Source organism: Azospirillum sp. B506 (genome assembly GCF_000333595.1).
Lineage (GTDB): Bacteria > Pseudomonadota > Alphaproteobacteria > Azospirillales > Azospirillaceae > Azospirillum.
Window position 1 is genome coordinate 1 of record NZ_BADK01000138.1, and the last position, 24,901, is coordinate 24,901.

Here is a 24,901-nt window from a genome sequence, read left to right on the forward strand (position 1 = left end):
CCTTCATGACGAAGCCGAGCGCCTCGTCGGTGGAGCCGATGTTGGGGGCGAAGCCGCCCTCGTCGCCGACATTGGTGTTGTGGCCGGCATCCTTCAGCTTCTTCTTCAGCGACTGGAAGATCTCGGAACCCATGCGGATGGCATCGGCGCCGGTCTCGGCGCCCACCGGCATGATCATGAATTCCTGGATGTCGATGGGGTTGTCGGCATGGGCGCCGCCGTTGATGATGTTCATCATCGGCACCGGCAGCAGCGAGGCGAAGGCGCCGCCGACATAGCGGTAGAGCGGCAGGCCGGCATCCTCGGCGGCGGCGCGGGCGACGGCCAGCGACACGCCCAGGATGGCGTTGGCGCCCAGCCGGCCCTTGTTCTCGGTGCCGTCCAGGTCGATCATGGTCATGTCGAGCACGCGCTGGTCGGCGGCATCCATGCCGGTCAGGGCCTTGGCCAGTTCGCCATTGACCGACTGCACGGCCTTCAGCACGCCCTTGCCGCCGAAGCGGGACTTGTCGCCGTCGCGCAGCTCGACCGCCTCATGGGCGCCGGTGGAGGCGCCCGACGGCACCGCAGCACGGCCGAAGGCGCCGGTCTCAAGGGTGACGTCGACTTCGACGGTGGGATTGCCGCGGCTGTCGAGGATTTCGCGGGCGCGGATTTCGGTGATGGCGCTCATGGGAAGGGATGTCCCGTTTCTTGAGGGATTGCGGTTTGCAGAATTGTCGGCCGGGAGAGGCTTCGGGTGCGCTCAGCGCAGCTTCGGGCGCCGGTAGATGAACCAGTAGACGGCGCCCACCATCACCGCTCCGCCGATCCAGTTGCCCAGCGTGACGGCGGCGAGGTTGACCAGATAGTTGCCGACCGGAATGGAGGGGGCGGCGCGGCCGAGATCGTGCCAGAAGCTGTCCGGCGCACCCCATTCGATCAGCAGGCCGAGCGGGACGAAATACATGTTGGCGACGCAGTGTTCGAAGCCGGCGGCGACGAAGGCGGCCACAGGGAAGGTGATCGCCAGGATCTTGTCGCCGACGCTGCGGGCGCCGAGCGCCAGCCAGACGGCGAGGCAGACCAGCACATTGCAGAGGATGCCCAGGAAGAAGGCTTGCGTCGTCGGCAGCGAACTCTTGGCCACCGCGAAATACAGGGCCGAGGCGCCGACCGCGCCATGGCCGAAGGTGTATTGCCCGGACAGGAAGACCAGAAGCGCGGTGCCGGCGGCGCCGACGAAATTGCCGATCCACACCGTCGTCCACACCCGCATCATCTCGCGGGCATGCAGCCGGCCGCTGGCCCAGGCCATCACCATCAGCGCATCGCCGGTGAACAGCTGTGCGCCGCCGACGACCACCAGGATCAGGCCCATGGAGAAGACCAGACCGCCCAGCAGCCGGGTCAGCCCATAAGGTAGCATGCCTTCGGCGCCGGACATGGTGACGGTGGCGAACAGGCCGCCCATCGCGATGAAGGCGCCGGCCAGGACCGCCAGGGCGAACAGGGTGGGGGTGTCGTAATGTGCCTTCTTGACGCCGAGATTCTCGGCAGCAAGTGCGATGGCGTCGGGCATCAATGCGTCGAGAGTTTGCGGGGTTGGCTGGCTCCAGCCGCCCACATCCTTGCTGTCCATGTTCATCGGTCGATGTCCTCGCTGCCGCGCATCGTGCAGGCCCGTTGGCGGATTTCGCTCCCGCCATGTAGCTTTACTACATACTCCTGTCGGGAGGAGGCTGGCAAGAGCGCCGCCTGGGCAATTCCGTCGCAGGGGGGCGCGGAAAGCGAGGGGGTAGACACCAGAAAATGAAGGATTTACAGGAGGTGTGCCGCCTCTCTTGCGTTGGTTGCGCTTCTGTAGCGTTGCTACATCATGGCGCTGTCAACGCCGGGCGGGCTTGGGTCCCAGCACGCAGGCGACGGCAGCCAGGATCAGCACCAGCGCCGCCGCCAGCCGCGGCGTCACCGGGTCGCCCAGCAGCAGCACGGCGCCGCCCACGCCGACCACGGGGATCAGAAGGGTGCTGACCGCCGCCTCACCGACCGTCAGGCGGCGGACGGTGACGTACCACAGTGCCTGCGCCACGCAGATCGAACAGACGATGTGCCAGGCGAAGCCGACCCAGACCGCCGGGTGAAGCTCGGCCAGGGCCGGCCGCGCCTCGGTCGCCGCGAGCCCGATCATCGGCAGGGCGCAGAGCACATACTGCCAGCCGGTGATGACCATCGGATGGGTGCGCCACACCCGGCGCTTCATAACGATGGTGCCGAGCGCCCAGGCCACTGCCGCCACCAGCATCACCGCCGGACCTGCCAGCGCGGAGGGCGGTGCCGACAGCGCCTCCGGTCCCAGCAGCACCAGCAGTCCGGACAAACCGCAGGCCAGCCCGGCGATCTGGCGCGGCCCCGGCCGTTCGCCCAGCAGCGGGATCGCCAGCAGCGTCGCCCACACCGGCATGGTGAAGGCGACGATGGCCGCCTGCGAGGTCGCCATCAGGCTCTGGCCCAGCGCGGTGCACAGGTTGAAGACCAGCACATTGCACAGCCCCGCCGCCACCAGCGCCGGCCATTCCCCCCGCTCGACCCGCAGCCGGTGCCCGGCCAGACGCGCCGCCCCCAGCAACAGCACCGCCCCGGCGCTGAAACCGATGGCGCGCAGGCTGAAGATCGGCACCTGCGTCAGGATCGTCTTCACCGCCGGCCAGTTCAGGCCCCAGAACAGGCTGATGACGGCGATCAGCAGGTATTTGACGGGATCGCGGCCGGTGCCGCTGGCGGCGATGGCGGTCATGCGCCGGTCTTGCCCCCGGTCTTGCCTTCGAACCCATCCAGGAAGCTCGACAGGTTGGCGGACAAATCGTCGATGGCGTAGCCGCCCTCCTGCACCAGCACCGTCGGCAGGCCGGCGGCGGCGATCAGCGCACCCATGCGGGCGAAGCCCGGCGTGGTGACGCCGAAGGCGGCCAACGGATCGTTGATGAAGGTGTCGAAGCCCAGCGAGACGAACAGCATCTCCGGGGCGAAGCGGCGGATCTCGTCCAGCCCTTTGCCGATGGTCCTCAGCACCGTCGCCTCGTCGCTGCCGATGGGCAGCGGCAGGTTCAGATTATAACCCTCGCCGCGTCCGATGCCGCGTTCCTGCGCATAGCCGGCCATGTGCGGATAGAATTCCGCCGGATCGCCATGGACCGAGACGAAGAAGACATCGTCGCGCTCATAGAAGATGTCCTGCGTGCCGTTGCCGTGATGGACATCGACGTCGATGATCGCCACCCGCGCCGGCCGGCCCTGGGCGCGCAGCAGCGGCAGCACCGACTCCGCGGCGATGGCGACATGGTTGAGGTAGCAGAAGCCGCCGGCCATATCGCGGGTGGCGTGATGCCCCGGCGGCCGGCACAGCGCATAGGCCGCGCTGTCGGCTCCGGTGGCAACCAGCTTCGCCGCATGGATGGCGGCGTTGGAGGCGGCACAGGTGGCGGCCCAGGTGCCCTCACCGATGGGACAGGCAGTGTCGAACATGTGCCAGCCGGCTTGACCGACGATGCCGGTGGGATAGTTGGGAGCAGCCTGCATCTTGTGGACGTTGGGCAGCACCACGTCGCCCATGTCGCCCGCCGCGACCCAGCGGGCATGCGCCGTCTCCAGGAAGGCGAGATAGGCCGGCGTGTGGACCGCGGCGCGCGGGGCGGAGCCGTAATCGTCGGGCAGGATCAGGGCCTCGCCCCGCTTCTCGATCAGCGAGGCCAGCGCCCCGACCCGCTCCGGCTTCTCCGGCAAGGCGCGCAGCAGGCCCTTGTTGAAATAGGTGGCGGGACGGTGGAGGGCGGCGTCGGGGTGATGGACGAACTTCATGGGGACTCTCCGGAGAGCTTATGCGCTCAGGGCTTTCCAGCCGTGGCGACCAGCGTTTCGAACAGCACGGCGGCACCGCGGGCGCCATCGGCGGGGGCGATGTTCTCGACCTCGTTGTGGCTGATGCCGTCCTCGCAGGGGATGAAGATCATCGCCGTCGGTACCTTGCCCGCCACATAGACCGCGTCATGGCCGGCGCCCGACACGATGTCGCGGTGGCTGAAGCCGAAGCCGCTTGCCGCCTCGCGCACCCGGTCGACCAGCGGCTTGGCGAAGGGCGTCGGCGGGAAGTGCCAGAAATCGGCGATCTCCGCGCTCACCCTGTTCTGCTCCGCAATCGCCGCGACGGCGGCGCGGAAGCGGCGGTCCATGTCGGCCAGCGTCCCGGCGTCGGGATGGCGCAGATCGACGGTGAAGAAGACCCGGCCGGGGATGACGTTGCGCGAATGCGGGTGGACATCGAGGATGCCGACGGTGGCGCAGGGGTCGCCTGCGGTTTCCAGCCCGACCCGCTGCACTGCCTGCACCATGGCCGAAGCGGCGACCAGCGCGTCGCGGCGCAGGCGCATCGGCGTCGGACCGGCATGCGCCTCCACCCCCGTCACCGTCACCTCGTACCAGCGCTGGCCCTGGGCGCCGGTGACGACGCCGATCTCCTTGCCCTCGACCTCCAGCACCGGCCCCTGTTCGATGTGGGCCTCCAGATAGGCGTGCATCGGGTGATCGACCGGAGCAGAGCCGGCGTAGCCGGTGCGGACCAGCTCGTCGCCCAGCCGCGCCCCGTCCTGCGCCACCTTGTCGAGAATCTCGTCCAGGGTGAAGACACCGGTGACGACGCCCGATCCCATCATCGGCGGCGAGAAGCGGGACCCCTCTTCATTGGTCCATACCGCAACCTCGACCGGATGCAGGGTTTCCACCCCACGGTCGTTCAGCGAACGCACCACCTCCAGCGCCGCCAGCACGCCGAACACGCCGTCGAACCGCCCGCCGGTCGGCTGGGTGTCGAGATGGCTGCCCATCACCACCGGTGGCAGGCTGTCGTCATGGCCCTTGCGGCGGGCGAAGATGTTGCCGATGCGGTCGACGGTCACCGTGCAGCCGGCGGCCTCGCACCAGGAGACGAACAGGTCGCGGCCGGCCTTGTCCTCGTCCGACAGGGCGAGGCGGCAACTGCCGCCCTTCGCGGTTGCGCCGATCTTCGCCATCTCGGCGAGACTGTCCCACAGGCGCTGGCCGTCGATGGGCAGATTGGATGGGAGGGACATGGAGACTCCACGCAGAATTGTTCGTTGATGGCGGGGGAGCGGTCAGGCCGCCTCCTGCCGCTCACGCGCCCGCAGATCGACCATCGCCAGCACGGCGCGGAGCAACGGCACGTCCACGCCGGTGCGCTCGGCCAGCTCGATCACCGAACCCAGGATCGCATCCAGCTCCAGCCGGCGGCCGGCCTCATAGTCCTGGAGCATCGAGGTCTTGAAGTCGCCGACGCCGGCGGCCATGGCGATGCGCTCGTCGACGCTGGTGGCGAAGACCACGCCCAGCCTTTCCGCCACCGTCTTGGCCTCCAGCATCATGGCGCGGCCGGCATCGCGTGTGCCGGGATCGTTGCACAGCCGGCCCAGCGTCGATCCGGTCAGCACGCTCAAGGGGTTGAAGGCGAGGTTGCCCCAAAGCTTCACCCAGATCGCCTGCCGGATGTCGGCGGTCTTCGCCGGCTGGAATCCCGCCTGTCCAAACAGCGTCACGATGCGGTCAACGGCGGGATTGTTGCGGTCGCCGGCATCCCCGAAGACGAATCGCTGGTCGCTGACGTGGCGGATGCGGCAGGGGCCGTCGCCCTCCACGGCGACGAAACTCGTCGCTCCCACCACCCGGTCGGGATCGATGGTGCGCCACAGCAGCCCGTCGGGATCGACGCTGGCGAGCGGCCGGTCGGCCAGCGGCTCCGGCTGGCGGTGCGGATACCACCAGGGAATGCCGTTGACCATCGGCACGATGGCGGTCTCCGGCCCGAGCAGCGGCGTCAGCGTGTCGATGGTGCCGCGCAGCGCATGGGCCTTGACGCAGAGGAAAACCAGATCCTGTGGGCCCAGCGACAGGCTGTCGTCGGTGACGCGCGGGGTGAGGCGGGCGACCCGGTTCAGCGGCGTCACCATGGTCAGGCCGTTGCGGCGGATGGCCGAGGCTGCGTTCGGCCGGGCGACCAGCGTCACCTCGGCGTCGGTGGCGCCCAGCCGGGCGGCCAGCAGGCCGCCGACCGCGCCGGCCCCGATGATGGCGACCTTCATTCAGTGCGCTCCTGCCGGAACTTTTTGCAGGTCGTCCGGGATGTGCCAGGACTTCCCCGGAATGGCGTCGAGCAGGCTGCGGGTGTAGGCGTCGCGCGGGTGGGTGAACACCTCGCGCGCGGTGCCCATCTCGACGATCCTGCCGCGGCGCATCACCGCGATGGTGTCGCAGACCTGGGCCGCCACCCGCAGATCGTGGGTGATGAACAGCATGGCGAGGTTCAACCGCCTGCGGATGTCGTCCAGCAGCTCCAGCACCTGCCCCTGCACCGACACGTCGAGCGCCGAGACCGGCTCGTCCGCCACCAGCAGCTTCGGCTCCATGGCGAGCGCGCGGGCGATGCCGATGCGCTGGCGCTGGCCGCCGGAGAATTCATGCGGGAAACGGTCGGCGGCCGAGCCGTCCAGACCCACCATCGCCAGCAGGTCCCGCGCACGGGCCAGCGCCTTGCTGCGGTCCTCGCCGAAGGCGACCGGCCCCTGCGCCACGATGTCGCCGACGCGATGGCGCGGGTTCAGCGAAGCGTATGGGTCCTGGAACACCATCTGCACCGCCCGGCGGTAGGGCCGGAAGCCCTTGCGGTCGAGCGACAGCAGGTCGGTGCCCTCGAACAGGATGCGCCCCGAATCCGGCTTGATCAGCCCGACGATGGAGCGGCCGAGCGTTGATTTGCCCGATCCGGACTCGCCGACCAGACCAACCGTCTCGCCGGGATGGATGGTGAGCGACAGGTCGTCGCCGGCCACCACCTCCTTCGACTTCTTGAACAGCCCGCCGCCGACGTTGAACACCTTGCGCACCTTGTCGGCCACCAGCAGCGGGGCGCCGGCCTTGGCATGGTCGTCGCGGTGTTCGATGTAGTGCGGGACCGAGGCGATCAGCTGGCGGGTGTAGGGATGCTGCGGCCGGTTCAGCACGTCCGACGCCGGACCGTATTCCACGAGTTTCCCGTGACGCATCACCGCCACCCGGTGGGCGATCTCGGCCACCACGCCGAAATCATGGGTGATGAACATCATGCCCATGTGGCGTTCGGCCTGGATCGAGCGGATCAGGTCGAGGATCTGCTTCTGGGTGGTGACGTCCAGCGCCGTGGTCGGTTCGTCGGCGATCAGGATGTCTGGCTGGCAGGCCAGCGCCATGGCGATCATCACGCGCTGGCGCTGGCCACCCGACAGGCGGAAGGGATAGGCCTCGGCCAGTTCGGCCGGGTTGGGCAGACCGACCTGCGCCAGCAACTCCACCACGCGGGCGCGGCGGGCAGGGGCGGTCAGGTCGGTGTGCTCGCGCAGGCTCTCGCCGATCTGCCGGCCGACCCGCATCAGCGGGTTCAGCGCCGTCATCGGCTCCTGGAACACCATGGCGATGCGGCCGCCACGAAGGCTGCGCTGCTCCGTCTCCGGCATGGTCAGCACATCCCTGCCCTTGAACAGGAGGCTGCCGCCGGCGACGCGGACATGGGGGGCGGGCAGCAGGCCCATCATGGCGTGGGCGGTCATCGACTTGCCGGAGCCGGACTCGCCGACCACGCAGAGGATCTCGTTGGGATTCAGGGTGAAGGTCAGGTTGTCCACTGCCAGCGGGCGGTCGGCGCCCGGTGGCAGCGCGATGCTGAGGCCACGCACATCCAGAAGGGGCACATCGAGAAGCGGCGTGGTCATGGCTGCGGTCTCCGTCGCTGAGCGAAGCAATTCCAACTGGTTCATCCGATCACCCGCGCGACCGGGCGAGCTTCGGATTCAGGGCGTCGTTCAGCCCCTCGCCGACGAGGTTCAGCGCCAGCACCGTCAGCACGATGGCGAGGCCGGGGAAGACGCTCATCCACCAGGCCTGCCGGATCACCGTGCGGGCGGCGCCGATCATGTAGCCCCAGCTCATGGCGTTGGGATCGCCCAGGCCGAGGAAGCTCAATGAGCTTTCCAGCAGGATGGCGGTCGCCACCATCAGCGAGGCCGACACGATGATCGGCGACAGGCTGTTGGGCAGGATCTGGCGCAGGATGATGCTGGTGCTGCTCTGGCCGGTGGTGATGGCGGCCTGGACGAACTCGCGGGTGCGCAGGCTGAGGAACTCGGCGCGCGCCAGACGGGCAAGCGGCGGCCAGCTGACGATGGCGATGGCGAGCACGATGGTGGTCAGGCTTGGGGTGAAGATGGCGACGAGCACCACGGCCAGCACGAAGTTGGGGATTGTCTGGAACAGCTCGGTGAAGCGCATGATGGCGTCGTCGACCTTGCCGCCATGGAAGCCGGCGAGCGCCCCCAGCGTGACGCCGATGGCGAGTGCGGCGGCGGTGGAGGTCAGGCCGATCAGCAGCGACACCCGCGCCCCGTGCGCGATGCCCGACGCGATGTCGCGCCCAAGCATGTCGGATCCCAGCAGCGCATCCTCCGACAGCGGCGGCTGGAACGGTGCCGTCGCCATCTCCCACGGGTCGCCGGGGAAGAAGACAGAGGCGAAGGCGGCCAGAACCACGATGGCGATCAGGATCACCAGCCCTAGGACCGCGCCCTTGTTGCGGACGAAGGCCCGCCAGAAATCGGATTTCATCATTGCGACACCTGGTTCATTGGGAGACCTGGATGCGCGGATCCACAAGGCCATAGAGGATGTCGGTCAGGATGTTGAAGAGGATCACCATGATCGACGTGACCAGGAAGATGCCCAGCAGCACCTGATAGTCGCGCTGCAGCACCGCCTCGAAGGCCAGCCGGCCGATGCCGGGCCAGGCGAACACAGTTTCGATCAGGATGGACCCGCCGACCAGCTGTCCGGCCTGAATGCCGGCCACGGTGATGACCGGCAGAATGGCGTTGCGCAGGACGTGGCGGGTGACGATGCGGCTTTGGGTCAGCCCCTTGGCCTTCGCCGTCTTGACGAAGTCGAGGCCTCGAACCTCCAGCATCGAGGCACGGGTGAGGCGGGCGTAGCTCGCCATGTAGAACAGTGCCAGGGTGATGACCGGCAGGATCAGGTGGACAGCGACATCCGCCACATGGGCCAGCCCGGTATAGCCGGCGCCGATGGTCTCGTAGCCGAAGGCCGGCAGCCAGCCCAACTGGATGGAGAACAGCAGGCTCAGCATCAGTCCGATCCAGTAGATCGGCGTGGCGTAGGCCAGCAGCGCGATGACGGTGATGGCGCTGTCGGCCCAGGTGCCGACGGCGATTGCAGCCAGAGTGCCCAGCGCCACGCCGGCGGCGAGCGCCAGCAGGAAGGCGGTCAGCGTCAGCACCAGGGTGGCCGGCAGCCGTTCGGCCAGGATGTCCCAGACCGGCCGCTGCTGGCGGTAGGAGAAGCCGAGATCGCCCTGCACGACCTTGGCGACATAGGTGCCGAGCTGTTCGTAGAGCGGCCGGTCGAGACCGAACTGCTCGCGCAGCTGCGCCACGAACTTCTCGTCGGCGGCCCCCGCCTCGCCCGCCATCACCATGGCCGGATCGCCAGGGGCGGCATGGACGAGGAAGAAGTTCATCACCACGATGGCGATCAGGATCGCGGCAGCCTTGACCAGGCGGCTCGCGAACAGTTGGGCGAATCCCAGCATGGGCAGGTTCCTAATTCAATCGCCGCGCTCTTACCCCCTCTCCCCCGCTCACGCGCAAACTTCGTTTGCGCTGACGCGACAGGCGGACCTTCGGTCCGCCGAAAGCGGGGAGAGGGTCGGGGTGAGGGGGGGCATAGCGTGGATTCTCGGGGAGGGGCCGCTGCGCGTCCCCCTCACCCTAACCCTCTCCCCGGGGGGAGAGGGGATAGCGGGGGGAGATGAACGACTACTTCGCCAGCCAGACGCTCTCATAGGTGTCGTTGACACCGATGGCCGTCGTGTTGGCGTTCTTCACGCGCTTGTCGAGGAAGGTCGGGAATTCCATCTCCAGCAGCCACACCACCGGCAGGTCGTCGGACAGGATGCGCTGGACCTCGCTGTACTGCTCCTGGCGCTTGGCCGGGTCATTCTCGCGCGAGGCCTGGTCGAACAGTTCGTCCACCTTCGGGTTGGAATAGCCCATGGTGTTGGTGAACAGCACGCCCTTGCGGATGTTCGACGAGATGTAGGTGCGTGCGACGCCAAGCGCCGGGTCGCCATACTGGTAGAGGAAGTTGGTGGTGATTTCGTAATCCCAGTTGGCGACGCGCTGCGCCCAGCCGGCGGCGTCGGTGCTTTCCAGCACCACGGCGACGCCGACCTTGCCCAGCGCCTGCTTCAGATACTCGCCCAGCCGGGTCCAGGTCTCGCCATAGGGCATCGGCATCAGCTTGACGGTGGCGCGCACGCCCTTGGCGTCGGGCTTCAGCCCCATCTCGTCGAGCAGGGCCTTGGCCTTCTCCGGGCTCGGCTCGTAGGTCGTCACCTTGGGATCGTAGAACTTGACCACCGAGTTGATCGGGCCGGTCGGCACGCGGCCGAGGCCGAACCAGATCTTGTCGCGGATGAACTTGCGGTCGATGGCGTAGGCGATGGCCTTGCGGAAGCGCTTGTCGTCCAGCGGCTTGACCCGGTGGTTGATCTCCAGCCACGCCATCGGCGCGACGAACTCGTAGCCCTCGGTGGTCAGGGTGACATTCGGCAGGGTCTTCATGCGCGGAACCTCGAAGGGCTCCAGGTCGCTGTACTGGGTCTGCTGCACCTGCCCGCTTTCCAGCGCCAGCGAGCGGCTGGCGGCGTCCGGGATCACGCGGAAGGTGATGCCGTCGAGATAGGGCAGATCCTTCTTGTAATAGTCCTCGTTGCGGACGAGCTGGATGTAGCTGCCCTTGACCCATTCCTTCAGCTTGAACGGACCGGTGCCGATCGGCGTGTTGTTGGCCGGGTTGGTGCGGTAATCGCTGCCCTCATAGATGTGGGCCGGCACGATCGGGGCCGACGACACCTCGAAGGCCTGGATGAAGGCCGGGAACGGCTCCTTCAGCTTGAATTCGACGGTGTGGTCGTCCAGCGCCTTGATCGACTCGCAGCGGCTGAACACGGCGCGGGCGCGCGGGTGGACCTCCATCAGGAACTTGGAGGTCGAGAACACCACGTCGGCGGCGCTGAACGGCTTGCCGTCGTGCCACTTCACATTCTGGAACAGCTTGAAGGTGTAGGTCAGGCCGTCCGGCGACACCGTCCAGCTTTCGGCAAGCGACGGCAGCGGGTTCAGCTTGCGGTCGTAGGTCAGCAGGCCCTGATAGATCTTGCCGGCGACGGTCTGGGTCGGCCCCTGCTGGTTCAGGCCCAGCATCAGGGTCGGCGGCTCCGGCTGGACGATGGAGTTGAGGACACCGCCGCGCACCGGCGTCTCCTGCGCCATGGCTGGGGCGGCAACCAGGGCCGCCGTGCCCGGAATGGCGAGTGCCGCGGCCAGCAGGCCGGCGGCGGCGGCGCGGTGGACGCTGCGGCGGAAGCCGCGTTGGAGGCTGGCGGGGATACCGGAAAGGCGTCGTGTCATGCGGGTGTCCTCGTCTCCAGATGGTGTCGTTGTGGTTTGCGACCCTGTCGTCTTCGTTCTTCTCTTTGCAAAGGCAGGCGGGTCAGCGCGGTCCAACCGGCCCGGACGTGCTGTCCAGCCAGCGCAGCAGCGAGTCCCATTCCAGGACGCCGGCACGCGGGTAGGCGCGCTCATACTGCTGGGCGGTATGCTCGCAGACCTCCGGCGAGGGGTAGACCAGCGGACGGCCGCCGGCCAGCGCCATGATCTGCTGCTTGCAGGCCTGCTCCAGGTAATACATCAGCACCGCGGCCTCGGCGACGTCCTGTCCGACGGTCAGCAGGCCGTGGTTGCGCAGGATCATGCTGTGATGGTTGCCCAGGTCGGCGACCAGCCGTTCCCGCTCCGCCAGATCGAGCGCGATGCCTTCGTAGGTGTGGAAGGCGATGCGGTTGTACCAGCGCAGCGAATGCTGGGTGATCGGCAGCAGCCCGTCGGCCTGGGCGCTCACCGCCATGCCGGCGTCGGTGTGCAGGTGGATCACCGCGCCGACGTCCGGGCGGGCCTTGTGGACGGCGCTGTGGATGGTGAAGCCGGCCGGGTTGATGGCGTCGCCGTCGCGCCCGTCGACCAGGTTGCCGTCGATGTCGACCTTCACGAGGTTGTCGGGCGTCACCTCGTGGAACATCAGGCCATAGGGATTGATCAGAAAATGATCGGGCGTGTCGGGAATCCGCGCCGACATGTGCGTATAGATGAGGTCGGTCATGCCCAGCCGGTCGAACAGCTTGTAGGCGGCGGCCAGATCGGTCCGCGCCTTCCACTCCACGTCGGAACAGTTGCGGGTGGCGTGCGGGGCGTGGGCGGCGTTTGCTTTCAGGGTGGCGGCGATCATCGGGCAGGGTCTCGTCAGGAAAGAGAGGTCAGAGGGGTTCCAGGCCGCACCAGCCGGCGATGAACAGCGCCAGCACGCGGGTCACGTCGCGGACGCTGTCCAGCGAGACCGATTCGTCGATGCCGTGGATGCGCGTCGCCTCCGGCCCGTAGCAGGTGGCGGGCGTGTCGCCGTAGAGCTGGAAGAAGCGGGCGTCGGTGGTGCAGGTCAGCGCCACCAGCTCCGGGTCGCCGCCGCGCACGGCGCGATGGCTGTCGGCCAGCAGGGTCACCAGCGGGTGGGCCGGGTCGATCTCACAGCCGGCGGCCTGGAAGCCGTTCCACTGCAGCTCGATCCCCACGCCGGACAGGGCCGGGTCGGTGGAGCGCGCCTGCTCCACCGCCCGGGTCACCTCGGCGCGGACCGCCTCCGGCTCCTGCCCGGGGAAGAAGCCGAGCCGGAGGTCGAGCGCGCAGCGCGTCGGGACTGACGACGGCCACTCGCCGCCCTCGATCCGGCCGAGATTGATGTTGACGGGGTGGGCATGGCCGCAAAAGGCGGGATGGCGGCAGGACGGTTCGTTCCACCGCACCTCCAGCGCCTTCAGGTGGGCCGTCAGCGCATAGGCCGCCTCGATGGCGTTCACCCCGGCCGAGGTGTCCAGCACATGGGCCGGTGTGCCGGTCAGCACCAGCCGCAGCCACATCACGCCGACCTGGGCGATGGAGATGGAGTGGTTGAACGGCTCCGGGATCACGGCGGCATCGGCGCGGTAGCCGCGATGCAGGCAGGCCAGCGCGCCGTTGCCGGTGCACTCCTCCTCGATCACCGATTGCAGATAGACCGGGGCGGCCGGCTGGAAGCCCAGGTTGCGCAACGCCGAGAAGGCGGCGGTGTAGGCGGCGATTCCGGCCTTCATGTCGCCGGCCCCGCGGCCATAGAGGCGTCCGTCGGCGATCCGCGGCTCGAAGGGCGGGGTCGTCCACATCTCCGCCGGGCCGCTCGGCACCACGTCGATGTGGCCGTTCAGGATCAGCGAGCGGCCTTTCGCGTCACGCGGCTTGTGTACGCCGACGACATTCTCGCGGCCCGCATAGGCGCCGGGGAGAACCGGTGGCGAGAAGCCCGGCATGCGGGATATCGCCCGCTCGTCGATCTCGAAGCGGTCGACCTCCAGCCCGAGCGCGGCGAAACGGTCGGCCATCAGCGCCTGCGCCCCGGCCTCTTCCCCCAGCAGCGACGGCTGACGGACAAGCTCGGAGAGATGTGCGACACAATCGCTCTGCATCGCGTCGGCAGCATCCAGGATCGCAGCGCGCAGGCCGTGATCGGGCAATGCATGGTCGAGACGATCTGCCGTATCTCGTGTCATTCCAAGTCCTTTGTCCGTTTCCATTTCGCCACTGCGGTGCGGACGCACCGGCGGGTGGAAAAAGACGAAGCTGTTGCGTTGCGGCCTATCCCAAATGGATATGGCCACCATAACGGTGCATTATGCAGTGTCCGGCTTGGCGATGTTTGAAGGCCGCCATGTGTCGATTAGGAAGGCATCCAATCGATGAGGCAAATAAGCATTTTTCATTTCGCCCATGAATCTGATTTATGCCGCAGTTGCTCACAGCGCATTCATGTGCGTAGAATTTGGGCGGTGACAGGAATGCACCGGAATCGGGCAGCGATCGAAAGGGCGGGAAGGTGAATGAAACCGAGGCGGAACGGCAGGCCCTGGCCCGCCTGGGCCAGCAGATGGACTGGAACCTGCTGCGCACCTTCATGGTGATCGTGCAGGAGGGCAGCATCACCAAGGCCGCCGTCCGCCTGTTTTTGACGCAGCCGGCGGTGAGCCTCGCCCTGAAGCGGTTGGAGGAGCAGCTTGGCCGCACGCTGATCGACCGCGGCCCCGGCCGCTTCGCCGTCACCGCCGCCGGCGAGCAGGTCTATGACGAGGCGGTGTCGATCCATGCCACCGTGTCCCGTCTGGGCGCCCTGGTGCGCGACGCCAAGGACGAGATCAGCGGCCATGTCCACATCCTGATGACCAGCCGCATCCAGACCCCGCTGCTCGACCGCTCGTTGCGGGAATTCCACCGCCTGTACCCGCTGGTGACCTTCCGGATCGATGTGATGGCGTCCGCCGACGCCCATATCGCCTTGCAGCAGCGGGTCGGCGCCATGGCGATCTGCCTGCTGCGCGAGCCGATTCCCGGCCTGTCCAGCCAGATTTTCCTGCGCCAGACCTACCGGCTCTATTGCGGTCCGGGTTTCCGCCTGTTCGGCCAGCGCGACATCGACATCGCCGAACTGCGTTACGAGAATTTCGTTTCCTTCACCTCCGACCAGATCGACGGCGCCCTGTCGCCGCTGACCCTGTTCCGCGCGCGGGAGGGCTTCGCCGGCCGCGTCGTCGCGTCGTCGGCCAATCTGGAGGAGGTCCGGCGGATGATCGTCTGCGGCCTCGGCATCGGCCCGCTGCCCGAACACATCGCGGCCCGCGACGTGGACGATGGCCTGCTGTGGGAACTGCCGCCCTATGAGGGCATCGCGCCGGTCAACGTCCACCTGATCTGGAACGAGCAGGCCAAGCTGAACCGTGCCGAGCGGGCCTTTCTGGACTATTTGCAGACGGCGCTCGCCAGCGCGCCGGCCAGGGAGCTTGCCGGCGTGGCCGAACCGATGCCGGATGGCGCCTGACCGGGGCGGTCATCGGTGATGGTCACGCACCACCCGCGCCGCGATCCGACGCCACCGCCCGCGCCAGAACATCGAAGATGCGCCGGTCGGCCATCTGGGCGACGTTGAAGCGCAGAAATCCGGACGCTGACTGCGAGACGCTGAAGACGTCGCCGGGAGCGAGGACGATATTCTCGCGGAGTGCGGTCCGCGCGACATCGGCAGCGTCCAGCCCATCGGGCAGGCTGCACCAGAGATAGAAGCCGCCGCGCGGCATCAGCCATGGTTGCAATCCGACCGCTTCCAGTCTGGACGCCGTCTCGCGCCGGACCCGCGCCAGACGGCGGCGCAGCCCATCCAGATGCTTGCGATAGCTGCCGTCGTTCAGGGTCGCGAGGACGAGGTCGGCCACGGCTGGACTCGGCCCCCCGAAGTTGGTCGCGACCTGGAGATCGACCAGCGCCTCCACCCAGTCCGGCCGCGCCGCGATGTAGCCGCAGCGGATCGAGGCGGACAGCGTCTTGGAAAAGCTGCCGATCCGGATGACGCGGGCAAGCCCGTCGAGCGCGGTCAGGCGCGGCGACGGTTCCGGCTCGAAACCGGCGAAGATGTCGTCCTCGACGATGGTCAGCTCCTGCGCGGCCGGATCGTGGGCCGTGGCGGCGCAGAGCAGCCGATGGGCGGTCTGTGGCGTCATCGTCGCGCCGGTCGGGTTGTGCAGCGCCGAGTTGGTGATGTAGAGGCGTGGCCGATGCGTCGCCAGCGCCTCGGCGAACCGGTCGGTGTCCGGCCCGGTGCGGGTGTAGGGCACGCCGACGAACCGGGCCTGATGGGCGCGCAGCAGGGCCTGGAAATTGAAATAGCAGGGATCGTCGACCAGAACCGTGTCGCCGGGCCGCAGCAGGAAGCGGCAGATCAGGTCGATGGCCTGGGTTCCCGAGGCGGTCAGCAGGATCTGGTCGGGGCCGGCCGCGAGTCCCTCGTCGGCGAACTGGCGGGAGAGCAGCCGGCGCAGCGGGAGCGATCCGCGCGTGGCGCCATAATCCGCCAGCAGGGCGTCGTCGGCGCGGGCGAGCTGGCGGATGGCCCGGCGGATCGCCGCGGTCGGCATCCAGTCGGCCGGCAGCCATCCGCATCCCGGCTTCAGCATCTCCGCCCCGGCATCGAGCGACTGCCGCGACACCCAGAAGGGATCGATGGCCCGGTCGCGCCGTGGCTCCACCTCGGCCAGGGCGAGCGGCGGCAGGCTGCCGGACACGTAGAAGCCCGAGCCCGGTCGCGACTGGATCACGCCTTCGGCCGCCAGCCGGTCATACGCCTCCACCACGGTCGAGGGCGACACGCCCAGGGTGGCGGCGAAGCTGCGGATCGAGGGCAGCTTTTCTCCCGGAGACAGCGTGCGGCTTGCCATGCGGCGGCGGACCGCCTCCATCACCGCGCCGGTGCGTGTGCCCGTCCTGTTCGCCATCCCGTCATTTCCAAAAGTGTATTGCTATATGATCCAGTACAGTTCGATGAAATTGTACGGGAGTGTCGCTGTCTGCGCCAGCATCCATCGCGCTAGGATTGCCCTTGGAAACCAAGTGCCGGAAGGAACGGGCGGGATGCGACGGTCGACAGCAGGGTGGGGCAGCGGGCTGCTCGGCGTGCTCATCTTCAGCGGCTCGCTGCCGGCGACGCGGGTCGCGGTCGGTGGCTTCTCGCCGCTGTTCCTCACTGCGGCGCGGGCGGTGATTGCGGCTGCCCTGGCGGCAGCGCTGCTGGCTCTGCTGCGGCAGTCCTGGCCGGCGCGGCGCGACCTTCCCTCGCTCGCCATCGTGGCGCTCGGTGTCGTCGCCGGATTTCCCCTGTTGACGGCGCTGGCGCTGCAACACATCACCTCGGCGCAATCGATCGTCTTCATCGGCCTGCTGCCGCTCGCCACCGCCCTGTTCGGTGTGCTGCGCGGAAGCGAACGGCCACGGCCGGTCTTCTGGCTGTTCGCGACGATGGGAAGCCTGACCGTCGCCGGCTTCGCCCTGTGGCAGGGCGGCGGTGCGTCGCTGGCCGGCGATCTGCTGATGGTCCTGGCGATCCTGCTCTGTGGCCTTGGCTATGCCGAAGGAGCGGCCCTGTCGCGGCGGCTGGGCGGCTGGCAGGTGATCTCCTGGGCGCTGGTGCTGGCCCTGCCGGCGATGGCGCTGGCCGCGTTGGCGACGATGCCGGACGACTGGATGGGAATCGAGGCACCGGCCTGGGTCGGACTCGGCTATGTCTCCGTGTTCAGCATGCTTGTCGGATTCGTCTTCTGGTATCGCGGGCTGGCGTTGGGCGGCATCGCCGGGGTCGGGCAGTTGCAGCTGCTCCAGCCGGGCTTCGGCCTGCTGCTGGCTGGTCTGCTGCTGCACGAGCCGGTCGCCTGGACGATGATCGCCGCCACCGGGCTGGTCGTGCTCTGCGTCGCCGGGGCCAAACGCTTTGCCTGAGCGCCTCAGCCAGCCCGTGCAGCGTCAATCCGGCGGGCGTCAGGCCGGCGTGTCGCGGTGGATCTTGAACGGCGCCCAGGACTGGCTGACCGGCATGATCTCCACGCTGTTGATGTTGACGTGCGGCGGCAGCGAGACCACCCAGCGCACCGTCTCGGCGATGTCCTCCGGTTGCAGCGGGTTGGCCCCGGCATAGAGCGCATCGTAGGCGGCCTTGTTGCCGCCGGTGCGCACCAGGGTGAATTCGCTTTCCGCCAGGCCCGGCTCGATGGAGGTCACGCGCACGCCCTGGGCCGACAGGTCGCTGCGCAGGCCGAGCGAGAACTGCCGCACGAAGGCCTTGGTGCCGCCATAGACGTTGCCGCCGGGATAGGGCCAGTTGGAGGCGACCGACGCGAGGTTGACGATCAGCCCGCGCTGGGCGATCAGCCCGTCCAGCAGCAGTCGGGTGACGGTCACCAGCCCGGTGATGTTGGTGTCGATCATCGTGCGCCACTGGTCGAGGTCGCAGTCCTGCGCCGCCCCGGTGCCCAGCGCCAGCCCGGCATTGTTGACCAGGACGGAGATGCGGGCGAACGCCTCCGGCAGGCTGTCCAGGGCGGCGCGGGTTGCTGCCTCGTCGCGGATGTCGAAGCACAGCGGATGAACCACAGCCGGCCCGCCCAGAGCCTCGACCAGCGCATCCAGCCGGTCCTGGCGCCGGCCGGTGGCGACGATCCGCCAGCCCTCGGCGACCAGCCGCCGGGCGATGGCGTCGCCGAATCCGGAGGTGGCACCGGTGACGATTGCGATCTTCGGGGCGGCGATCTGCGGGGCGGTGTTCGACATCCTATGGTCTTTCCTCGTGACGGAATGGCGTGGCAACCATATAGCCCGAAACGGTCNGGGTCGATGGTTGCCAGCGCACCGACCTAAAGCGATGCTCCGCCGCAGACAAGGATCTGCTGTCCCGTGATGGCGGCGGCCCAATCGGACAGCAGGAAGCCGGTCAGCGCCGCCACCTCCTCGGGCTTGATGAAGCGGCCGATCGGAGGAAGTTTCGGCGGCACGCCGGTGCGGTTCGGGTCCTTCAGCATCGGCGTATCGGTCGCCCCGGGCGCCACCACATTCACCGTGATGCCGCGCGGCGCCAGTTCCAATGCCCAGGACCGGGCAAGCCCGACCATCGCCGCCTTGGTCGCCGCGTATTGGCTGCGGCCGGCGGCACCCTGGGCGGTGCGGCTGCCGATCAGGACGATCCGGCCGCCGCCGTCCGGCATGCGGGGAACCACATGCTCGACCAGTTCGGTGGACGCCTCCACATGCAGGCGCCACATCGCTCGGGCGTCGTCCGCGGCCAGTTCGCCGAGCTTGCCGACGCGCATGACCCCGGCGGCATGGACCAGCGCATCGATTGGCGCATCGGCCGGTGGCAGTCCGGCCAGGGCCTCCGCCGCGGCCCCCGGCTCCATCAGGTCGGCCGGGGTGAAGCGCAGGTTCGGATGGTCGATGGCGGGGGCTGAGCGGCTGATTCCTTCGACCAGCCAGTCCTCTTGCAACAGCCGTTCGGCGATGGCCGCACCGATCCCCGAACTGACCCCGGTGACGAGCGCGCGGCGGGGCCGACGTTCCGAATTCATTGCGGCACTCCTCCTCACGCCACGGTCAGCGCGATGCGGCCGAGGCCGGGGAAGTCGGCCACGGCGCGGCTGCCGGGCTGAACGAAGATCGTGCCGGTGCAGGATCCGGTGGTCACGGTGTCGCCGGCATGCAGGCCGCCGAAGGGGCGGGCGCCGACATTGGCGAGCCATCCCAGCAGGCGAATCGGATCGCCGGCCTTGTTGCCGCCGATCACGTCGATTTTGCGCTCTCCATCGATGTCGAGCGTCAGCGGCTGGGTTACCGGATCGATGCGGCGCCAGTCGGCGGTGGCGGCGCCGACGATCAGCGCGCCGTGGTTGGCCTGATCGGCCAGTGAGGCGAACGGACCCTGCGATCCGTAGGCGGCGAAACGGCTGTCGCAGATCTCGAAGGCGGGATGGACCGACCCGATGGCGTCCAGCAGCTCGTCGCGCGTCCAGGGCTCGTCACGGGCGGGCAGGTCGCTTTTCAGGCGATAGACGATCTCGGCCTCGATGCCGATCACGCGGAACATGCCGGCGGGCAGAGTCTCTCTGTCGAAGAACAGCGTCTCGGCATGGATGGGAGCGCTCGACGGCTCGGCATCCGGGGCCGACGCGCCAACTTTCCAGGCGGTCACCGGGCCGATGCGGCGGGCGACCTCGGTCTGGATGGCGTAGGCGTCGGCCTTGTCGGCCGGCATCGTTGCGGGCGGCAGGGTGTCGAGCGGGCGGTTGTCGCGGCGCGCGGCGAGCAGCGCGTCGGCGGCCGCAACAACGGCCTCGGCGGTCATGGTCATGGGACAAGTCCCCGAAGGAGAAGGATGCGGACGGGAGCGCCCCGGAAGGCTTTGCCGGTGGCGCCCCCCAACGCCGATCAGCGGATGCCCACCCAGTCGGGCGAGACGCGGCTGTATTTGATCGCCTGCCGGAAATAGGTGAAGGCGACATGCAGGTCGCCGTCCGCCGTCTGGGTGACCGACGGGTAGGAGTATTCCCGGTTCAGGCTGTCCTTGGAATTGTTGGTCATGCAATAGCCGTCGCCGACCTCCAGGTTCCGGCGCAGCGGCCAGGTCAGCCCGCCATCCTCCGACAGGGCCAGCGTCAGCGGTGCGCGCGGCGCCCCCCAGAAGGCCTTGCGGGCCGGCGCCTCGGCCTTCACCGGAGCCGGAGTGACAGCGATTGCGGCGGCGCCACCACCGGCCGGCACATCGTCCTCGATCTCGTCATAGAGCGAGGCGCGTCGCTCGGTGGCATTCTCGGCACTCGATTCGTTGAAGACGATGGCGAGCCGGCCGTCGGCCAGCGCCGTCACCTGGATCGAGGAGTTGTTGTTGGGCAGCTCGGTCGCCACCGGCGCGCTCCAGGTCCGGCCATTGTCGGTGGAGACGCTGCGATAGACATGGTCGGCCCAGCGGCTGCGGTAGAAGGCGGCCAGCATGCCGTCGCGCAGGGGCACCACGCTCATGTGGACGCAGCCGACGCTGTCCGGCACCGGATGCTCGGTCCAGCTTTCGCCGCGGTCGCTGGAGATGCGCACCGCGCTGGTGTCGTTGTCGCCCACCCACTTCTCGCCCGGCGTGCCGTGGCAGAGGAAGGTCGGCAGCAGCCAGTCGCCATTCGGCAGCACAACCACCGGCTGGCGGATGAAGATGCCGTCGCCATTCGTCCCCTCGAACAGGGTGCGGATCGGTCCCCAGCTCTGCCCGTGGTCGGCGGAGCTGCGGCAGCGCACGAAGGCGGTGTCCTGGTTGCCGGATACTTGCGCGGTGTAGAACAGCCACAGCGTTCCGTCCGGCGCCGGGAACAGCACCGGGTTCTGTTCCGACCGGGTCGGGTCGTCGGACAGCTTGACCGGATGGGTCCAGCTGTCGGCGCCCTTTGGCAGGCGGGAGAAGTAGATCGAGATGTCGGGAATGCCTTCCTGGGTGCCGCCGAACCAGACGCAGCCGAGATCGCCATTGCCGAGCACGGTGATGTTGGCGGCGTGGTTCTGGACGCAGGGCGACGGCAGATAGGCGTCGCGGCGCCCGGCGTCCCCGTCCGCGGGCGCAATGCACCCGCGTTCGATGGTGGAGGGCAGGGTTGAGGATGTGGTCATGGCGGTCACATGGGAACGGAGGAGAAGGGGAAGCCGGTCACCGTGCTTCGGCCTGTGGCGGGGCCTGTGTCGGGGCGGCGACCATCGCCGGGGCGCTGCGGCCGCGGATCAGACGCTCGACCACCATCACCGCCATTGGCGTCAGCAGGGCGACATACATGTTGTCGATGCCGTAGGGGTTGCCCAGGACATACCAGACGGTGGTGCTGACGGTGGCGCCCAGCAGGCCCAGCGTGGCGCCCAGGTTGCTGGCGAACAGCGGCAGGAAGAAGCCGATCATCGCGACGACCGTGATCGACAGGCGCAGGGCGCGGGTGAAGAAGGACAGCTTCAGGATTTCCGGCACGAAGAAGACGAAGATCAGCGGAAGGAAGCCGATGATCAGCGACAGGATGCGCGTGGTGCGGAACTGCTGTTCCGGCGTCGGATTCTTCCACGGCACGTAGAAGTCACGCACCGCCAGCGAGGCGATGGCGAGCGCCACCGTGCTGACGCTGACGAAGACCGAGGCGACCAGGGAGGTGGTGACGACGGCGGCCATCAGCGGGTGCATGGCGTCCAGGAAAACCGGCAGCGCATACAGGCTCTTCATGTCGGGGTAGAGGTAATGGGCGGTGACGCCGATCAGCGCCAGCATGATGCCCAGCGGCAGACAGAAGATCGCGGCGTAGATGGAGGAGCGCTGGGCTTCGCCGGCGCTGCGGTTGGACGAGATCGCCTGGATGACGAACTGGGTGGAGAAGATGGCGCCGACGGTGCCGATGACCCAGGCGAAGACGGTTGGCATGCCGATCTTGCCGTCGATGGTGAAGTAATGGGCCGGCAGCTTCTCGACCATCGGGGCGATGCCGCCGCTCAGCGACAGCGCGGTGCCCAGCAGCAGGGCGATGCCGATCAGCTTGATGGCGCTGTGCAGGATGGTGACGTAGGCGATGCCCTTCAGGCCGCCGAACACGTAATAGAAGGTGCTGACCACCGCGATGATGACCATCGCCCAGGTCAGGTCCAGGTTCATGACGGTCGAGAGGGCGGCCGCACCGCTGATGTAGTTGCCGACATTCACCAGCAGCAGCGCATACATCATGATGATCGACACCGTCCGCATGGTGGAGGTGCCGTAATATTTCGCGATGGCGGCGGAGATGGTGTATTCGCCCGAGCCGTAGATGCGCTTGGCGAAGAACAGGCCGAACAGCAGGAAGCCGATGGAGGCGCCCAGAACCGACCAGGCCGAGGCCATGCCGGAGGTGAAGGCTTCCTGCGCGGTGCCGACGGTGGATTTGGCGCCGATGAACTCGGACATCAGCAGGACGCCGACGACGGCGGCCGGCATCGACCGCGCGGCATTCATGAACTCGCCGTTGTTGCGGCTGCGCAGCCGCACCGTCAGCCAGGAGGTGAAGAGGATGTAGAGGACGACGATCCCCAGGATGAGCGCACTTTCTCCACTGGTGAAGTGATTCATGGACGGGTCTCCCTAACGGGCGGATGGATCCGCCTTCAGTGTTGTTCGGGGGATTGGCGCCGCCCCGCTTCGTCGCGGCGCCATGCGGCGTGGAACAGCGTCACACCGCTTCGGCATAGCGGGCCGCGAGGGCCTTGATTTGCTGGTCCACCTCGTCGGCGATCAGCACCGGGGCGCGGCTGAGGCCGACCTCCGGCATGGCGCGGCAGAGCGCGCGCTTGACCATCGCCGGTGGGAAGCCCAGCGCATACAGCTCCTTGCGGAGCGTGCTGAAATGGGTCTGGTGCGCTTCGGCTGCGGCGGCATCGCCGGCCACGAAGGCGGCATGGATGCCGTTGAGCGTCACCGGGGCGATGTTGCCGAGGCCGGAGATGCAGCCGGCGGCGCCGTTGCGCAGGCCATGCAGCACAAGAGAATCCGGCCCGACCAGCACGTCGAAGTCGGCCCGCTCGCGCGCGATGGCGAGGAAGCCGTCCAGGCTCTCCTGCGAGCCGGCGCTGTCCTTGATGCCGATGATGTTGGGGTGGTCGGCCAGGATGCGGGCGGTCTGCGGTTCCAGCGTGTTCCCGGTGCGGGCCGGGATGTTGTAGAGGTAGAGCGGCACCGTCAGCGCGTCGGCGACACGCAGGTAATGGGCGATCAGCTCGGCCTGGGAGCAGGCGATGAAGGACGGCGTGATGGCGGAAACCGCCTTGACGCCCAGATGCTGGATCGCCTTGCCCAGCGCGATGGTCTGGTGGGTGGAGATCTCGCCGATATGGGCCAGCACCGGCACCTGTCCGGCGGCGGCCTCGACGCAGATCTCGGCGACCGCCAGCTTCTCTTCGAAGGACAAGGCGTAGAATTCGCCGTTGGTGCCGGCGCAGAACACGCCATTGCCGGCGGACGCCTGCCGCTTCACCTGCCGTCGCAGCGCTGCGATTTCAATGCGCTCATCGCCATCGAAGGGGGTGACGATCGCGACGAAGGGGCCGCCGATCTTGCTGCCGCTGGTCTTGCTCATGGGATTGGCCTTTTAACGAACAGGATGGAGATCGCGCCGCGCCGTCAGGCGGCGGCGCGGTACATGTCCAGGATGTCTTCGCGGCTGAGGTCGCGCGGGTTGTTGTCGAGCAGCCGGCGGATGGCGTGCGCCTCTTCGGCCATTTGCGGCAGATCGGCCTCCGGCACGCCGAATTCCGACAGCTTCATCTTGCAGCCGAGAGCCACGCACCAGTCATGGGCCGCCTTGAACACCAGGGCCGGATCGGTGGCGGGCTTCATCCCCAGTGCGTCGAGCACGGCGATGGTCTTGGCCGGGACGGCCGGCGCGTTGAAGGCGAGCACATGCGGGAAGATCAGCGCGTTGGCGGCGCCATGCGGGATGTGGTGGCGGGTGCCCAGCGGATAGGCGACGGCATGGCCGGCGGCGGTATGACCGGACCCAGGCAGATGCCACCATAGAAGGACGCCAGCGACAGGCCGGCCCGCGCCTCGCGGTCGCTGCCGTCGGCAATCGCCCGCGGCAGGAAGCGGCCGACCAGCCGGATGCCTTCCAGCGCATAGAGGTCGATCAGCGGGTGGGCCTTGCGGTTGGTGTAGGCCTCGACGCAATGGGCCAGCGCATCGACGCCGGTGGCGGCGGTGACGGCGGCCGGCACGCTCAGCGTCAGGTCGGGATCGACCACGGCGACGTCGGCCAGCATATGGACGCTCTGCACCGCCAGCTTGCTCATGGTAGCCGGGTCGGTGACCAGGGCGCGGGTACCGACCTCGCTGCCGGTGCCGGCGGTCGTCGGCACCTGGACCAGGGCGGCGCGCTTGCCCGCCACCTTCTCCGGCCCGACCACGTCGCGGATGGTCTGGCCGCTGCCGGGCAGCACGGCGGCCAGCTTGGCCAGATCCATGGCACTGCCGCCGCCGAAGCCGATCACCACCTGCGGCTCGATCCGTTCGGCGACCGCCAGCAGCGCCTCAAGGTTGGGGACGTCCGGTTCCGGCTTGATGTCGGCGAAGACGGTGACGTCACCCTCCAGCCCCAGCCGGTCCACCCGCGCCGCGTTGAAGGCGTCGGCGACCACGAGGATGCGGGTGAAGCCGCGTTCGCGCACCCAGCGGCCGGACTCCGCCGCCGTGCCGGCGCCGAAGACGACGCGGGCCGGGCGGAGCAGCTCGATTGGGGTTGTCAGGTCGATATGGCTCATGGTCGGGA

Annotated in this window: 22 protein-coding genes and 1 pseudogene; 2 read left to right on the forward strand and 21 right to left on the reverse strand. The window is 68.2% G+C overall.

Going from position 1 to position 24,901, the window contains the following annotated elements:
• From eno to I71_RS05070, 12 genes and pseudogenes are all read right to left on the reverse strand, one after another.
• Positions 1-673, reverse strand: a pseudogene (gene eno / locus I71_RS05015) (phosphopyruvate hydratase); the annotation flags it as partial.
• Positions 674-745: 72 nt separating this feature from the next.
• Positions 746-1,627 (reverse strand): formate/nitrite transporter family protein, encoded by an 882-nt coding sequence (locus tag I71_RS05020; protein WP_042691575.1) that lies wholly within the window; start codon positions 1,625-1,627, stop codon positions 746-748.
• 240 nt (positions 1,628-1,867) lie between these two features.
• Positions 1,868-2,776, reverse strand: a complete 909-nt coding sequence (locus tag I71_RS05025; protein WP_042691578.1) for a DMT family transporter — start codon at positions 2,774-2,776, stop codon at positions 1,868-1,870.
• Positions 2,773-3,837 carry a histone deacetylase family protein gene (locus I71_RS05030; protein WP_042691581.1) on the reverse strand — a complete coding sequence of 355 codons (1,065 nt, stop codon included), beginning with the start codon at positions 3,835-3,837 and terminating at the stop codon, positions 2,773-2,775. The genes I71_RS05025 and I71_RS05030 overlap by 4 nt, the downstream gene beginning before the upstream one ends.
• Before the next feature lie 26 nt (positions 3,838-3,863).
• Positions 3,864-5,105 (reverse strand): Zn-dependent hydrolase, encoded by a 1,242-nt coding sequence (locus I71_RS05035; RefSeq protein ID WP_042691583.1) that lies wholly within the window; start codon positions 5,103-5,105, stop codon positions 3,864-3,866.
• 42 nt (positions 5,106-5,147) lie between these two features.
• Complete coding sequence (locus I71_RS05040) at positions 5,148-6,128, reverse strand: ketopantoate reductase family protein (protein ID WP_042691586.1); 981 nt, start codon at positions 6,126-6,128, stop codon at positions 5,148-5,150.
• The gene (locus I71_RS05045; RefSeq protein ID WP_042691589.1) at positions 6,129-7,790 is read right to left on the reverse strand and encodes an ABC transporter ATP-binding protein; all 1,662 of its coding nucleotides are present in this window, start codon (positions 7,788-7,790) and stop codon (positions 6,129-6,131) included. It lies immediately after the preceding gene.
• Between the two features lie 49 nt (positions 7,791-7,839).
• Positions 7,840-8,682 (reverse strand): ABC transporter permease, encoded by an 843-nt coding sequence (locus I71_RS05050; protein WP_083896982.1) that lies wholly within the window; start codon positions 8,680-8,682, stop codon positions 7,840-7,842.
• A gap of 13 nt (positions 8,683-8,695) precedes the next feature.
• Positions 8,696-9,676, reverse strand: a complete 981-nt coding sequence (locus I71_RS05055) for an ABC transporter permease (RefSeq protein ID WP_042691593.1) — start codon at positions 9,674-9,676, stop codon at positions 8,696-8,698.
• Positions 9,677-9,902: 226 nt separating this feature from the next.
• Complete coding sequence (locus tag I71_RS05060) at positions 9,903-11,558, reverse strand: ABC transporter substrate-binding protein (RefSeq protein ID WP_049975931.1); 1,656 nt, start codon at positions 11,556-11,558, stop codon at positions 9,903-9,905.
• An 82-nt stretch (positions 11,559-11,640) separates the two neighbouring features.
• Complete coding sequence (locus I71_RS05065) at positions 11,641-12,432, reverse strand: class II aldolase/adducin family protein (protein WP_042691596.1); 792 nt, start codon at positions 12,430-12,432, stop codon at positions 11,641-11,643.
• Between the two features lie 28 nt (positions 12,433-12,460).
• Complete coding sequence (locus I71_RS05070; protein WP_042691599.1) at positions 12,461-13,783, reverse strand: ArgE/DapE family deacylase; 1,323 nt, start codon at positions 13,781-13,783, stop codon at positions 12,461-12,463.
• 323 nt (positions 13,784-14,106) lie between these two features.
• Between I71_RS05070 and I71_RS05075 the strand changes: the two genes are divergently transcribed.
• Positions 14,107-15,102 carry a LysR family transcriptional regulator gene (locus I71_RS05075; RefSeq protein ID WP_244433642.1) on the forward strand — a complete coding sequence of 332 codons (996 nt, stop codon included), beginning with the start codon at positions 14,107-14,109 and terminating at the stop codon, positions 15,100-15,102.
• A gap of 22 nt (positions 15,103-15,124) precedes the next feature.
• Here the strand turns inward: I71_RS05075 and I71_RS05080 are convergent, their stop codons facing one another.
• Positions 15,125-16,549, reverse strand: coding sequence for a PLP-dependent aminotransferase family protein (locus I71_RS05080; RefSeq protein WP_042691603.1), 1,425 nt, complete (start codon positions 16,547-16,549; stop codon positions 15,125-15,127).
• Positions 16,550-16,685: 136 nt separating this feature from the next.
• On the opposite strand from I71_RS05080, the gene I71_RS05085 reads away from it, so the two are divergent.
• A complete protein-coding gene (locus I71_RS05085; protein ID WP_042691606.1) occupies positions 16,686-17,546 on the forward strand; it encodes a DMT family transporter in 861 nt (286 codons plus the stop codon).
• 39 nt (positions 17,547-17,585) lie between these two features.
• Here the strand turns inward: I71_RS05085 and I71_RS05090 are convergent, their stop codons facing one another.
• The 8 genes from I71_RS05090 to I71_RS05120 all read right to left on the reverse strand — a co-directional run bounded on the left by I71_RS05090 (position 17,586) and on the right by I71_RS05120 (position 24,893).
• Entirely contained in the window at positions 17,586-18,374 is a 789-nt protein-coding gene (locus I71_RS05090; protein ID WP_042691610.1) for an SDR family NAD(P)-dependent oxidoreductase, read from the reverse strand.
• 83 nt (positions 18,375-18,457) lie between these two features.
• Positions 18,458-19,165: an SDR family NAD(P)-dependent oxidoreductase gene (locus I71_RS05095; RefSeq protein WP_042691613.1), complete on the reverse strand. Its 708-nt coding sequence runs from the start codon at positions 19,163-19,165 to the stop codon at positions 18,458-18,460.
• 14 nt (positions 19,166-19,179) lie between these two features.
• Positions 19,180-19,944, reverse strand: a complete 765-nt coding sequence (locus I71_RS05100; protein ID WP_042691616.1) for a 2-keto-4-pentenoate hydratase — start codon at positions 19,942-19,944, stop codon at positions 19,180-19,182.
• A gap of 77 nt (positions 19,945-20,021) precedes the next feature.
• Positions 20,022-21,245 carry an exo-alpha-sialidase gene (locus I71_RS05105; RefSeq protein ID WP_042691619.1) on the reverse strand — a complete coding sequence of 408 codons (1,224 nt, stop codon included), beginning with the start codon at positions 21,243-21,245 and terminating at the stop codon, positions 20,022-20,024.
• 37 nt (positions 21,246-21,282) lie between these two features.
• The gene (locus I71_RS05110) at positions 21,283-22,710 is read right to left on the reverse strand and encodes a sodium:solute symporter family protein (RefSeq protein ID WP_042691622.1); all 1,428 of its coding nucleotides are present in this window, start codon (positions 22,708-22,710) and stop codon (positions 21,283-21,285) included.
• A gap of 100 nt (positions 22,711-22,810) precedes the next feature.
• Positions 22,811-23,713, reverse strand: a complete 903-nt coding sequence (locus tag I71_RS05115; protein ID WP_042691626.1) for a dihydrodipicolinate synthase family protein — start codon at positions 23,711-23,713, stop codon at positions 22,811-22,813.
• Positions 23,714-23,757: 44 nt separating this feature from the next.
• A complete protein-coding gene (locus I71_RS40515; protein WP_280109855.1) occupies positions 23,758-24,141 on the reverse strand; it encodes an iron-containing alcohol dehydrogenase in 384 nt (127 codons plus the stop codon).
• On the reverse strand, positions 24,048-24,893 hold the full coding sequence (locus tag I71_RS05120; RefSeq protein WP_280109854.1) for an iron-containing alcohol dehydrogenase: 846 nt from the start codon (positions 24,891-24,893) through the stop codon (positions 24,048-24,050). Before I71_RS05120 ends, I71_RS40515 begins: the two co-directional genes overlap by 94 nt.
• Between the last annotated feature and the right edge of the window lie 8 nt (positions 24,894-24,901).

Bases quoted from the DNA above. Each gene is read 5' to 3' on its own strand.
- I71_RS05045 (WP_042691589.1), bottom strand. From the start codon at position 7,790: ATGACCACGCCGCTTCTCGATGTGCCCCTTCTGGATGTGCGTGGCCTC.
- I71_RS05095 (WP_042691613.1), bottom strand. From the start codon at position 19,165: ATGAATTCGGAACGTCGGCCCCGCCGCGCGCTCGTCACCGGGGTCAGT.
- I71_RS05105 (WP_042691619.1), bottom strand. From the start codon at position 21,245: ATGACCACATCCTCAACCCTGCCCTCCACCATCGAACGCGGGTGCATT.
- I71_RS05055 (WP_042691593.1), bottom strand. From the start codon at position 9,676: ATGCTGGGATTCGCCCAACTGTTCGCGAGCCGCCTGGTCAAGGCTGCC.
- I71_RS05090 (WP_042691610.1), bottom strand. From the start codon at position 18,374: ATGTCGAACACCGCCCCGCAGATCGCCGCCCCGAAGATCGCAATCGTC.
- I71_RS05070 (WP_042691599.1), bottom strand. From the start codon at position 13,783: ATGACACGAGATACGGCAGATCGTCTCGACCATGCATTGCCCGATCAC.
- I71_RS05115 (WP_042691626.1), bottom strand. From the start codon at position 23,713: ATGAGCAAGACCAGCGGCAGCAAGATCGGCGGCCCCTTCGTCGCGATC.
- I71_RS05030 (WP_042691581.1), bottom strand. From the start codon at position 3,837: ATGAAGTTCGTCCATCACCCCGACGCCGCCCTCCACCGTCCCGCCACC.
- I71_RS05060 (WP_049975931.1), bottom strand. From the start codon at position 11,558: ATGACACGACGCCTTTCCGGTATCCCCGCCAGCCTCCAACGCGGCTTC.
- I71_RS05035 (WP_042691583.1), bottom strand. From the start codon at position 5,105: ATGTCCCTCCCATCCAATCTGCCCATCGACGGCCAGCGCCTGTGGGAC.
- I71_RS05050 (WP_083896982.1), bottom strand. From the start codon at position 8,682: ATGATGAAATCCGATTTCTGGCGGGCCTTCGTCCGCAACAAGGGCGCG.
- I71_RS05065 (WP_042691596.1), bottom strand. From the start codon at position 12,432: ATGATCGCCGCCACCCTGAAAGCAAACGCCGCCCACGCCCCGCACGCC.
- I71_RS05025 (WP_042691578.1), bottom strand. From the start codon at position 2,776: ATGACCGCCATCGCCGCCAGCGGCACCGGCCGCGATCCCGTCAAATAC.
- I71_RS05080 (WP_042691603.1), bottom strand. From the start codon at position 16,549: ATGGCGAACAGGACGGGCACACGCACCGGCGCGGTGATGGAGGCGGTC.
- I71_RS05110 (WP_042691622.1), bottom strand. From the start codon at position 22,710: ATGAATCACTTCACCAGTGGAGAAAGTGCGCTCATCCTGGGGATCGTC.
- I71_RS05040 (WP_042691586.1), bottom strand. From the start codon at position 6,128: ATGAAGGTCGCCATCATCGGGGCCGGCGCGGTCGGCGGCCTGCTGGCC.
- I71_RS05020 (WP_042691575.1), bottom strand. From the start codon at position 1,627: ATGAACATGGACAGCAAGGATGTGGGCGGCTGGAGCCAGCCAACCCCG.
- I71_RS05085 (WP_042691606.1), top strand. From the start codon at position 16,686: ATGCGACGGTCGACAGCAGGGTGGGGCAGCGGGCTGCTCGGCGTGCTC.
- I71_RS05120 (WP_280109854.1), bottom strand. From the start codon at position 24,893: ATGAGCCATATCGACCTGACAACCCCAATCGAGCTGCTCCGCCCGGCC.
- I71_RS05100 (WP_042691616.1), bottom strand. From the start codon at position 19,944: ATGACCATGACCGCCGAGGCCGTTGTTGCGGCCGCCGACGCGCTGCTC.